General features: G+C 62.7%; 7 protein-coding genes. 5 read left to right on the forward strand and 2 right to left on the reverse strand.

The annotated features are described in order from the left end of the window. Nucleotides 1-172: 172 nt before the first annotated feature. A complete protein-coding gene (ettA, locus tag AC07VG_RS27940; RefSeq protein ID WP_495004794.1) occupies nucleotides 173-1,837 on the reverse strand; it encodes an energy-dependent translational throttle protein EttA in 1,665 nt (554 codons plus the stop codon). A gap of 294 nt (nucleotides 1,838-2,131) precedes the next feature. On the opposite strand from ettA, the gene AC07VG_RS27945 reads away from it, so the two are divergent. From AC07VG_RS27945 to AC07VG_RS27965, 5 genes are all read left to right on the forward strand, one after another. Further along, nucleotides 2,132-5,983, forward strand: coding sequence for a sensor domain-containing protein (locus AC07VG_RS27945; RefSeq protein WP_495004793.1), 3,852 nt, complete (start codon nucleotides 2,132-2,134; stop codon nucleotides 5,981-5,983). Nucleotides 5,984-6,482: 499 nt separating this feature from the next. Beyond that, the gene (glyA, locus tag AC07VG_RS27950; protein WP_495004792.1) at nucleotides 6,483-7,736 is read left to right on the forward strand and encodes a serine hydroxymethyltransferase; all 1,254 of its coding nucleotides are present in this window, start codon (nucleotides 6,483-6,485) and stop codon (nucleotides 7,734-7,736) included. A gap of 385 nt (nucleotides 7,737-8,121) precedes the next feature. After that, nucleotides 8,122-9,435, forward strand: a complete 1,314-nt coding sequence (locus tag AC07VG_RS27955; protein ID WP_495004791.1) for a C4-dicarboxylate transporter DctA — start codon at nucleotides 8,122-8,124, stop codon at nucleotides 9,433-9,435. A 99-nt stretch (nucleotides 9,436-9,534) separates the two neighbouring features. Further along, complete coding sequence (locus AC07VG_RS27960; protein ID WP_495022261.1) at nucleotides 9,535-10,248, forward strand: FadR/GntR family transcriptional regulator; 714 nt, start codon at nucleotides 9,535-9,537, stop codon at nucleotides 10,246-10,248. A gap of 25 nt (nucleotides 10,249-10,273) precedes the next feature. Next, nucleotides 10,274-10,942 carry a GntR family transcriptional regulator gene (locus AC07VG_RS27965; protein WP_495004789.1) on the forward strand — a complete coding sequence of 223 codons (669 nt, stop codon included), beginning with the start codon at nucleotides 10,274-10,276 and terminating at the stop codon, nucleotides 10,940-10,942. Nucleotides 10,943-11,165: 223 nt separating this feature from the next. On the opposite strand, the gene yjiA is transcribed toward AC07VG_RS27965, so the two are convergent. After that, complete coding sequence (gene yjiA, locus AC07VG_RS27970; protein WP_495022262.1) at nucleotides 11,166-12,137, reverse strand: GTPase; 972 nt, start codon at nucleotides 12,135-12,137, stop codon at nucleotides 11,166-11,168. Between the last annotated feature and the right edge of the window lie 61 nt (nucleotides 12,138-12,198).

Here is a 12,198-nt window from a genome sequence, read left to right on the forward strand (position 1 = left end):
GGCCTGATACATAGATGCAACCGGGTAGCAGTGTTCAAAAGCGTGTTGACAGGGTGGGCGAGTCCATACATAGGAGCAAGCTTGCTCGCGATGGTCGTTAACGATAACACGGGGCACCTGTTGCCCCGTGGCGTCTTCAAGTCCATCGCGAGCAAGCTCGCTCCTACACCGATCAGGCCAGTTTCTTGTGCCGTACCCGGTGCGGCTGGGCCGCGGCATCGCCGAGGCGCTTCTTGCGATCGGCTTCGTACTCGCTGTAGTTGCCTTCGAAGAACACCGCTTGCGAATCGTCTTCATACGCCAGGATGTGCGTCGCCACCCGGTCCAGGAACCACCGATCGTGGGAGATCACAATCGCCGCGCCCGGGAAGTCCAGCAGGGCCTCTTCCAGGGAACGCAGGGTTTCCACGTCGAGGTCGTTGGACGGTTCGTCGAGCAGCAGGACGTTGCCGCCCTCTTTCAGGGTCAACGCCAGGTGCAAGCGACCGCGCTCACCACCGGACAGGTCCTTGACGAACTTCTGCTGGTCGCCGCCCTTGAAGTTGAAACGGCCGACATAGGTACGCGACGGGATTTCATAGTTGCCGATACGGATCTGGTCGGAACCGTCGGAAATCTGCTGGAACACCGTCTTGCTGCCGTCGAGGTCGTCGCGGCTCTGGTCGACACAAGCCAACTGCACGGTTTCACCGACTTCGATGCTGCCCGAGTCCGGCGTTTCCTTGCCCATCAGCATGCGGAACAGGGTCGACTTACCGGCACCGTTACCACCGATCACGCCGACAATCGCGCCCTTGGGCATGCTGAACGACAGGTTGTCGATCAGTACGCGGTCGCCATAACCCTTGCTGACGTTCTTGAACTCGATGACCTTGTCGCCCAGACGCGGACCGGCCGGGATGTAGATTTCGTTGGTCTCGCTACGCTTCTGGAATTCCTGTGACTGCATTTCTTCGAAACGCTGCAGGCGGGCCTTGGATTTCGACTGGCGGGCCTTGGCGCCTTTGCGCACCCACTCCAGTTCTTCCTTCATGGCCTTTTCATGAGCCGACTGCTGCTTGGATTCAGCAGCCAGACGGTCGGACTTGGCTTCCAGCCAACCCGAGTAGTTGCCTTCGTACGGGATACCGGCACCGCGGTCGAGTTCGAGAATCCAGCCGGCGACGTTGTCCAGGAAGTAACGGTCGTGGGTAATCGCTACCACGGTGCCCGGGAAATCGTGCAGGAAGTGCTCCAGCCAGGCCACGGAATCGGCATCCAGGTGGTTGGTCGGTTCGTCGAGCAGCAGCATGTCCGGGGCCGACAGCAACAGGCGGCACAAGGCCACGCGGCGCTTTTCACCACCCGACAGGTGTTCGACCTTGGCCTCCCAGGCCGGCAGGCGCAGCGCATCGGCGGCGACTTCCAACTGGCGCTCCAGGTTGTGGCCGTCGCTGGCCTGCAGGATCGCCTCGAGCTTGGCCTGTTCGGCGGCCAGCTTGTCGAAATCGGCGTCCGGGTCGGCGTAGGCCGCGTAGACTTCATCCAGGCGCGCCTGGGCGTTCTTGATCACGCTGACCGCTTCCTCGACCACTTCACGCACGGTCTTGGTCGGATCGAGTTGCGGTTCCTGGGGCAGATAACCGATATTCAGCTCGGGCATCGGCCGGGCTTCGCCGTCGAACTCGGTGTCGACACCCGCCATGATTTTCAGCAAAGTGGATTTACCCGAACCGTTCAAGCCGAGCACGCCGATCTTGGCGCCCGGGAAAAACGACAGGGAGATGTTTTTCAGGATTTCCCGCTTTGGCGGAACAACTTTGCTCAGCCGATGCATGGTAAAGACGTATTGAGCCATGGAGAACCTAGCGTCAGTGACGGATGAATAAAGGCGCGAGCGGTACCCGCAGTGAACAGGCCCCGTGTGCCAGCCAAGAGGTCAATCCATGGCCGCACCGGTCGATACCCTTGAATAGGGCGCGTGAATTGCTGGCGCGTAACCGGTAAAACTACCTGAATGCGGCAGACAGGGCAAACCGCTCGGTCGATCAGGACTGGCACTTTGCCACAACTCAAGGCATGCTAGCCGCCCTTCGGGCGTCCGGCTTATAGTGCATGTCGCGCCAATCCAGCCCAACCGCAGGATCACAGTTTGACCAAAGCCAATCCGCCATCGTCCGCGCGTGCAGCCGTCCTTGCGTCGGCTCCGCCTCTGCGTGGGACACTCAAAGGCATACTGGCCACGCTGGTGCTGTTCCTGCTCGCCCTGCTGTTTTGGCAACTGATCGATCAATTCCAGCAAAGCCGCCAGTTGCAACGCCAGAACAGCATCGATTCGAGCGCCGACATGGCCGAACGGGTCAGCCTGAACATGTCGCTCAATGCGCAGATCGCCCTCAACCTACTACCGATCTTCGACAAACCCAACAACCGCGAAGAACTGCAGGCCTTGCTCGACCGGGTGCGCGTGTCGATGCCGGACCTGCAAAGCATCGCCCTGTTCGACAGCAAGGGCACCCTGATCGGCGACAGCGCCAGCGACAGCCAGGATACCGCCTTCCTCGCCGAACAGGTCAGACACAGCAACCGTAAACAGACCTACTACTTCACCAATGACGATCACGGCTCGGCGGTGCACCTGCTGTTGCAGCAGGCCAGCGGCGAGAGCAACGGCTACTGGGTCCTGCGCCTGTCGCCGCGGCTGTTCCAGGACCTTACCCGCCAGGGCAACCAGGAGCCGGGCGCGAGCTGGCTGATCGAAAACCGCAACAATCACCTGGTGATCAGCCGGGACGATGACATCGCCCCCACGCCCATGCCGCTGAACGCCGACGAAGCAGCCAACAGCGTGCTGGTCTCCCCCTTGTCCAACAGCGACTGGCAACTGCGCGGCCTGTTCGACCCGCGCAAGGTGGTCGAGGACCTGCTCCCGGCCCTGATCGGCAAGTGCCTGCTGGGGCTGGGATTGTCGCTGCTGCCGGTGCTGGCGCTGTTCAACATGCGCCGGCGCCAGCACCAGGTCACGGAAGGACGCCGACGCTACCAGGATATTTTCGAAGGCACCGGTGTTGCCCTCTGCGTCCTCGACCTGTCCGGGCTGCCGGGCTTCCTCGAACAGCATCGCCTGCTGGACAACGAATCGCTCAAGCAGTGGATCGCCCACGACCCCGAACACCGTCGTTTGTTGTTGCAGGAGTTGCGAGTCACCGAGGTCAACCTGGTGGCCCTGCGCGTGCTCAATGTCGACTCCCGCGAAAGTGCCTGGGGCAGCCTGATCGAAGGCTCCCCGGGCAATGCCGCCGGGATCGGCTACCCGCTGGTCGAGGCACTGCTCAACCACCAGAACCAGCTGGAGCTGGAGATCAAGCTGACCGACGCCCGCGGCCAGGACCAACATCTGTGGCTGGTGCTGCGACTGCCGGAAGCCCCTTGCGACTATCAAGCGGTGATCCTGAGCATCACCGATATCACCAGCCGCAAACTCATCGAACTGTCGCTGCTGGAACGCGAGGGCTTCTGGTCCGACGTGGTGCGTACCGTGCCGGATCACCTGTATGTGCAGGATGTGATCAGCCAGCGGATGATCTTCAGCAACCACCACCTGGGCCAGACCCTGGGCTACAACAAGACCGAACTGCACCAGATGGGCGAGTACTTCTGGGAGATCCTGCTGCACCCCGAAGACGCCGAGCACTACCACCGCCTGCGCCAGCAGCAGCGCCATGCCGGCTACAGCCAGTTGCTCCAGTGCCAGTTGCGTTTCCGCCATCGCGACGAGCACTGGCGGCATTTCGAGGTCCGCGAGCAGGCCCTGGCCCGGGACAAGTACGACCAGGTCACGCGGATCATCGGCGTGGCCAAGGACGTCACCGACCAGATCGAGGCCAGCGAGTCCCTGCGCGACAGCGAGAAACGCTACCGGATGCTCGCCGAAAGCATCAGCGACGTGATTTTCTCCACCGACAGCCAGCTGAGCCTGAACTACGTCAGCCCATCGGTCCTGGCCGTGCTCGGCTACGAAGTCGACTGGGTGTTCCAGAATGGCTGGCAATCGACCATCGCCAACCCGCAGCAACTCAATGGCATCTACCTGTTGATGGAGCGGGTCAGCAAGGCGCTGAACAAGCCCGAGGCCCTGGCCGAGCTGCGCGAGCAGGTCCAGACCCAGTTGTTCCTGTTCGACTGCCTGAAGGCCGACGGGCGCAAGATCCCCATTGAGCTGCGCCTGGTATTGGTCTGGGATGAACACGGCGCCTTCGAGGGCATCCTCGGCGTCGGTCGCGACATCAGCCAGCAACGCCGCGCGGAAAAAGACCTGCGCATGGCGGCCACGGTTTTCGAGCACTCGACCTCGGCGATCCTGATCACCGACCCGGCCGGCTACATCGTCCAGGCCAACGAGGCGTTCAGCCGGGTCAGCGGTTACGCCGTGGCCGATGTGCTGGACCAGTTGCCCAACCTGCTGACCGTCGACGACCAGCAGGAAGCCCACCTGCGTTATGTGCTCAAGCAACTGGAGCAGCACAACACCTGGGAAGGTGAAGTCTGGCTCAAGCGGCGCAATGGCGAGCACTACCCGGCCTGGGTCGGCATCACCGCGGTGCTCGACGATGAAGGCGACCTGGCCAGCTATGTGTGTTTCTTCACCGACATCAGCGAGCGCAAGGCCAGTGAACAACGGATTCACCGTCTGGCCTACTACGACGCCCTGACCCACCTGCCCAACCGCACCCTGTTCCAGGACCGCCTGCACACCGCGCTGCAACAGGCCGAGCGACAGAAGTCCTGGGTGGTGCTGATGTTCCTCGACCTCGACCGTTTCAAGCCGATCAACGACTCCCTCGGTCACGCCGCCGGCGACCGCATGCTCAAGGAAATGGCCACCCGTCTGCTGGCCTGCGTGGCCGATGACGACACCGTGGCGCGCATGGGCGGCGATGAGTTCACCCTGCTGCTGCAACCGCGAGCCACCCGGGAAGTGGCCTTGAACCGGGCCATCAATGTGGCCGAGCAGATTCTCACCAGCCTGGTGACGCCGTTCGTGCTCGAAGGCCGCGAGTTCTTCGTCACCGCCAGTATCGGTATCGCCCTGAGCCCGCAAGATGGCAGCGAGCTCAGCCAGTTGATGAAAAACGCCGACACCGCGATGTACCACGCCAAGGAACGCGGCAAGAACAACTTCCAGTTCTACCAGGCCGACATGAACGCCAGCGCCCTGGAGCGCCTGGAGCTGGAAAGCGACCTGCGCCATGCCTTGGAGCAGAACGAATTCGTGCTGTATTACCAACCGCAGTTCAGCGGCGATGGCAAACGCCTGACCGGCGCCGAGGCCCTGCTGCGCTGGCGCCATCCACGCCGTGGGCTGGTGCCGCCGGGGGATTTCATTCCGGTACTGGAAGAACTCGGGTTGGTGGTGGATGTCGGCGACTGGGTGCTGGCCGAAGCTTGTCGCCAGCTCAAGGCCTGGCACCTGGCCAAGGTGCGGGTACCGAAGGTCTCGGTGAATATCTCGGCGCGGCAGTTCTCCGACGGCCAGTTGGGCACGCGGATCGCCAATATTCTCAAGGAGACCGGTGTGTCGCCGGCCTGCCTGGAGCTGGAACTGACCGAAAGTATCCTGATGCGCGAGGTCAGCGAGGCCATGCTGATCCTCGCCGGCCTGAAGAACCTCGGGCTGAGCATCGCCGTGGATGACTTCGGCACCGGCTACTCGTCGCTGAACTACCTCAAGCAGTTCCCCATCGACGTGCTGAAGATCGACCGCACTTTCGTCGACGGTCTGCCATCGGGCGAACAGGACGCGCAGATTGCCCGGGCGATCATCGCCATGGCTCACAGCCTGAACCTGGCGGTGATCGCCGAAGGCGTGGAAACCCACGAACAGCTCGATTTCCTGCGCGAACACGGTTGCGACGAAGTACAGGGCTACCTGTTCGGCCGACCGATGGCGCCCAATCGCTTTGAAGCGCAGTTCAGCAATGATGCGCTGTTCATGTTCGACTGATGTCCTGCGGCGCCTGGCCCGACGCCTTCGCGGGCAAGCTCCGCTCCCACAGTGACCGTGGTCGCCTGCAGTTTTCGTGTCTGGCATAAACCGTGTGGGAGCGGCCTCTTCGCACGCAAGCTCCGCGCCCACAGTGACCGTGGTCGCCTGCAGTTCTCGTGTCTGGCATAAACCGTGTGGGAGCGGCCTCTTCGCGCGCAAGCTCCGCGCCCACAGTGACCGTGGTCGCCTGCAGTTCTCGTGTCTGGCATAAACCGCGTGGGAGCGGCCTCTTCGCGCGCAAGCTCCGCTCCCACAGTGACCGTGGTCGCCTGCAGTTTTCGTGTCTGGCATAAACCGTGTGGGAGCGGAGCTTGCCCGCGAAGAGGCCGGAACTGACAGCGCGGCGCCCCAAATGAGCGCCGCTTATCCGCGACATGACACCCTTTCATATGCCAGATAAAACCCATTGGGTTAGAATGGCTTCTTTTCTACCCCCCCCCGATCCTTGAGGACCGCCATGTTCAGCCGTGATTTGACTATTGCCAAGTACGACGCCGATCTCTTTGCCGCCATGGAGCAAGAAGCTCAGCGCCAGGAAGAGCACATCGAGCTGATCGCCTCGGAAAACTACACCAGCCCCGCGGTGATGGAAGCCCAGGGCTCGGTCCTGACCAACAAGTACGCCGAAGGCTATCCAGGCAAGCGTTACTACGGCGGCTGCGAATACGTCGACGTGGTTGAACAGCTTGCCATCGATCGTGCCAAGCAACTGTTCGGCGCCGATTACGCCAACGTCCAGCCACACGCTGGCTCCCAAGCCAACTCGGCGGTCTACCTGGCCCTGCTGCAAGGCGGCGACACCATCCTGGGCATGAGCCTGGCCCACGGCGGTCACCTGACCCACGGCGCCAGCGTCTCCTCCTCCGGCAAGCTGTACAACGCCGTTCAATACGGTATCGACGCCAACGGCCTGATCGACTACGACGAAGTCGAGCGCCTGGCGGTCGAGCACAAGCCGAAAATGATCGTCGCCGGTTTCTCCGCCTACTCGCAGATCCTCGACTTCCCACGTTTCCGCGCCATCGCTGACAAAGTCGGTGCCTACCTGTTCGTCGACATGGCCCACGTGGCCGGTCTGGTCGCCGCCGGCGTCTACCCGAACCCTGTGCCGTTCGCCGACGTGGTCACCACCACCACCCACAAGACCCTGCGCGGTCCACGTGGCGGCCTGATCCTCGCGCGCGCCAACGCCGAGATCGAGAAGAAGCTGAACTCCGCGGTCTTCCCGGGCGCCCAGGGCGGCCCGCTGGAACACGTGATCGCGGCCAAGGCGATCTGCTTCAAGGAAGCGCTGCAGCCTGAGTTCAAGGCGTATCAGGAACAAGTGGTGAAAAACGCCCAGGCCATGGCCGAAGTGTTTATCGAGCGCGGTTTCGACGTGGTTTCCGGCGGTACCAAGAACCATCTGTTCCTGCTCTCGCTGATCAAGCAGGACATCTCCGGCAAAGACGCCGACGCGGCCCTGGGCAAGGCCTTCATCACCGTGAACAAGAACTCGGTGCCGAACGACCCACGCTCGCCGTTCGTCACTTCCGGTCTGCGTTTCGGTACCCCGGCTGTCACCACCCGTGGCTTCAAGGAAACCGAATGCCGCGAACTGGCCGGCTGGATCTGCGACATCCTGGCTGACCTGAACAACGAAGCGGTGATCGACGCCGTTCGCGCGAAGGTCAAGGCCATCTGCGCCAAGCTGCCGGTTTACGGCGCTTAAGCAGCCCGCACCCCGTCGCACCCCAAGAGCCCGGTCAGTCATGACCGGGCTTTTTTTCGCCTGGAGAAAACTCGCCGTCCGTCGCTCCCGTAGCCAAGCAGTGCCTTTACGGTGGAGCGCCATTTTGTGGGAGGCGGCTTGCTGGCGATGGCGGTCTTGAGGCTTGCATCGCGCTTGCGGGCCTCATCGCCGGCAAGCCGGCTCCTACAGGACCAGCATTACTGGTCAGACCGGTCCAACCAATTTAACGAAAAACCGCTTGTGATCCCGGAAAAATCGGGCGTAGACTGGCCTCGCACTGGACATACCGGTAAGACCACAACAATTAAGTTCCGACGCTGCGGCCACAGGCACAGATCACGGAACGCCGACCAGGATCCTCCCCATGCTCAGATGGTGCTCGCGTTCGATTTTCCTTCAGGTTGTCCTTGGACTGGTGCTCGGCATCATCTGCGGACTCGCCCTTCCCGAATTTTCCGTCCAGCTCAAACCCCTCGGCGACGGCTTTATCAAGCTGATCAAGATGCTCATCGGACTGATCGTCTTCTGTGTGGTGGTCAGCGGCATCTCCGGTGCCGGCGACCTGAAGAAGGTCGGGCGGATCGGCCTCAAATCGGTAATCTACTTCGAAATCCTGACCACCATCGCCCTGCTGATCGGGCTGATCCTGGCCTTCTCCACCGGCATCGGCAGCGGCGCCAATATTCATCTGGAGCAACTGTCCAAGGTGGCCCTGGGCGACCTCGCCGACCGCGGCCAGCATCTGCGCGGAACCACGCAGTTCCTGATGGACCTGATCCCCAACTCGGTGATCGGCGCCTTTGCCGACAACAACATCCTCCAGGTGCTGCTGTTCTCCGTGCTATTCGGCAGCGCGCTGAACCTGGTGGGCGAGTCGGCGTCGGGCATCTCTCGGCTGATCAACGAACTCAGCCACGTGATCTTCCGCATCATGGGCATGATCGTGCGCCTGGCACCGCTCGGGGTGTTCGGCGCCATCGCCTTCACCACCAGCACCTACGGCCTGGACTCGCTGCGCCAACTCGGCAGCCTGGTGGCGCTGTTCTACGTGACCTGCCTGACCTTCGTGCTGCTGATCCTCGGTGTGGTGATGCGCCTGTCCGGCCTGCGCATCCTGCCCTTCCTCAAGTACCTGCGTGAAGAGCTGCTGATCGTGATGGGCACCGCCTCCTCGGATGCCGTGTTGCCGCAGGTGATGCGCAAGCTCGAACACCTGGGGATAGGCAGCTCGACGGTGGGCCTGGTGATCCCGACCGGCTACTCGTTCAACCTCGACGGTTTCTCGATCTACCTGACCCTGGCCATTGTCTTTATCGCCAACGCCACTGGCACCCCGCTGGCGCTGACCGACCTGCTGACCATCCTGCTGGTGTCGCTGATCACCTCCAAGGGCGCCCACGGTATTCCCGGCTCGGCCCTGGTGATCCTCGCCGCCACCCTGACCGCCATCCCGGCGATCCCGGTGGTCGGGCTGGTGCTGGTGCTGGCGGTCGACTGGTTCATGGGCATCGGCCGGGCCATGACCAACCTGATCGGCAACTGCGTGGCGACCGTGGCCATCGCCCGCTGGGAAAAGGACATCGATGTGCAACGGGCCCACAAGGTCCTCGATGGCCAGCAAGGTTATGCCTTTACACCAAGAAAGCCGGTGCCACCGGCTCATCAGCAGGAATTCTGATGCGAAGAGCCCAGGGATGGGCGCCGGTACCGGCCCCAGGCGCGCGCAACCATCGCCGGCCTCGGGTCGTGGCCTGACCGTTTTATCTGGGAGTGAACCGTGATTAGCTCGTCAACCGTCGTCAATTCAGTCGTAGAAAAACTCCGCGCCGCCCTGTCCCGCGGCCAGTGGCGCAGCGGCGAGATGCTGCCGGGCCAACGTGAACTGGCCGAACAGCTGGGCATCAGCCGCCCGAGCCTGCGCGAAGCCGTGACCGTACTGGAAACCCTCGGTCTGGTGCGCTCGATGCCGGGCAAAGGCGTGGTCGTGCTCGACGCCGCCCCCAGCGAAACCTCGGCCGCCCACAGCGGCGTGGCCGACGCCAGCCTCGAAGATGTGCTGCAACTGCGCTACACCCTGGAGCCGTTTATCGTCGGGCTGGTGGCGCAGTCCATCAGCAGCAAGGAGGTCGGCCAGTTGCGCCTGACCCTGATGGACATGCGTGAAGCCCTGGAGGCCAACGACAGCGAAGCCGGGATGAACGCCTACATTGCCTTCCATGAAGAACTGTTCGCCCTGACCTCCAACCCGATTTTCCAGAACGTGGTGCAGCAGACCAGCAACGCCCTCAAGCAGAGCGCCGAGGTGCTGCGCAACTCGCCGGAGCACCTGGCCGAACGGCTGGAGGAAAATGAAGCCGTGGTGCGCGCCATCCGCAACAAGAACAGTGCGCTGGCCAGCGCGGAAATGCGTCGGCACATCCTCCAGGAAGGCCGGCGCATGGGCATCGAACTCACCATCCCGGACGACCATCTGGGCAGTACAGAGCAATAACCCACCCGCCAAGGGGAGACCGGATATGAACAGCGTTGCGACACCCCTGCCTTTCACCGCCCGGCGCACTTTCGCCCTGCCACAGGGGCCGGCCGTTTGCGCCGAGACGCTCTACGCCCAGGTGTTCGAGGACATTCTCGATCGCCAGTTTGCCGAGGGCTTGAGTGAAGAGACCTTGATCCGTGCCTATGGCGCGGGTCGCAGCCAGGTGCGGCGGGTGATCAGCCGCCTGGCGCGGCAACAGGTCATTCTTACCCGCCCCAACCAACGGGCGCGGGTCGCCGAACCGGATGCCGAACAGATCCGCCAGACCCTGCAAGCGCGGCGGTTGGCCGAGATCAGCGTTATCGAGTTGGTTTGCGCCAAGGCCTCCGAGCTGACGTTCGCGCCGCTCCGCACATTGGTCGCGCGCGAACGCCAGAGTGCTGAAGCGGGCCGGCAGAGCACGGCGACCAGACTCGGCGGTGAGTTTCATCTGGAGTTGGCGAGGATGGCTGGCAATGCGCCCCTGGCGCATTTTCTCAGCGGGCTGGTGCCACTGACCGGATTGGCCCTGGCGCAACATTCGGCGCGAGTCGAGGATTGGCGGGTGCGTGAGGCCCTGGTCACTGCCGTGGAGAATGGTGATAGCGGGGTGGCTGCCGGACGGTTGACGGAGTATCTGGATCGGCTTGCCGTCCTGCAGTGGTCCTGAGTTTGCCAAAAGCTTCGCGGGCAAGCTCCGCTCCCACAGGGCATTTAGGCGCCCGCAAACTCATGGTTGGCCACGGACCAGGTGGGAGCTGGCTTGCCGGCGATGGCGTCCGGATAGGCGCCGCAAGGCTCAAGAGCCTCATCGCTGCGATGCGGCGTCCCGACAAGCCCGCTCCTACAGGTTATGCGGCGTTTTCAATGCCCGGTTTCCTTGACTGATTGCCTCAGGCCGCCGCGACCTTGGCAAAGCCTTCGCGAATCTTCTCTTCCGGCAGGTCATCGGCAATAAACACGATCACGCTCTCCCGCGCCGCGCCCTCTTCCCACTCGGTATCCCAGTCGAAACCGTAGAGTTTGAGCACGCCCTGGAACACCATGCGCCGTGGCTCGCCGGCGATATTCAGCACGCCCTTGTAGCGCAACAACTGTTTGCCGTGATCCTCCAGCAGCTCGTTCATAAACTCGCTGAGCTTGTCGATATCCAGCGGCTCGGCAGTGCGCAGCACCAGGCTGGAGATGCGGTCGATCGACGGCGCCTTGCTGGCCGGGCGCAGACTCAAGCCACCGCCCAGGTCGGCATTGAGGTTGAAGCCACGTACATCGAGCAGTTCCGCCAGGTCGATATTACCGTGCTCGACGATGCGGATCGGGGCGCGGCGGTTGATCCGCGTCAGCCGTTCGCTCAAGGCGCTAAAGGTCGCCTCGTCCACCAGGTCGCGCTTGCTCACCAGCAACCGGTCGGCAAAGCCGATCTGCGCCTGGGCGATGGTCTGGGTCAGGTGATGCTCGGCATGGGCCGCGTCCACCAGGGTAATGATGCCGTCGAGCAGGTAACGCTCGCGCAGCTCCTCATCAATGAAAAAGGTCTGCGCCACCGGGGCCGGGTCGGCCAGGCCAGTGCACTCGATCACCAACCGGTCGAAGGCGATCTCACCGCTGTCCAAGCGCTCCAGCAACAGGTACAGGGCCTTGGTCAGGTCGGTGTGAATGGTGCAGCAGACGCAGCCGTTGGACAGCGTCATCACTTGCACCGGCTCGGCACCGAGCAGTTGGGTGTCGATGCCGGCGTCGCTGAATTCGTTCTCGATCACGGCGATTTTCAGGCCGTGCTCGGCTTTGAGCAGATGGCGCAGCAAGGTGGTCTTGCCGGCGCCGAGGAAACCGCTCAGGACGGTCACAGGAATAGGAACTGACAAACAAAAATCTCCCATACGCTAAAAAACTGTGGGAGCCCGGCTTGCCGGCGATGGCATCCGC

It is taken from the genome of Pseudomonas sp. GW821-FHT03C07 (assembly GCF_059420925.1).

Bases quoted from the DNA above. Each gene is read 5' to 3' on its own strand.
- AC07VG_RS27965 (WP_495004789.1), top strand. From the start codon at position 10,274: ATGAACAGCGTTGCGACACCCCTGCCTTTCACCGCCCGGCGCACTTTC.
- ettA (WP_495004794.1), bottom strand. From the start codon at position 1,837: ATGGCTCAATACGTCTTTACCATGCATCGGCTGAGCAAAGTTGTTCCG.
- glyA (WP_495004792.1), top strand. From the start codon at position 6,483: ATGTTCAGCCGTGATTTGACTATTGCCAAGTACGACGCCGATCTCTTT.
- AC07VG_RS27955 (WP_495004791.1), top strand. From the start codon at position 8,122: ATGCTCAGATGGTGCTCGCGTTCGATTTTCCTTCAGGTTGTCCTTGGA.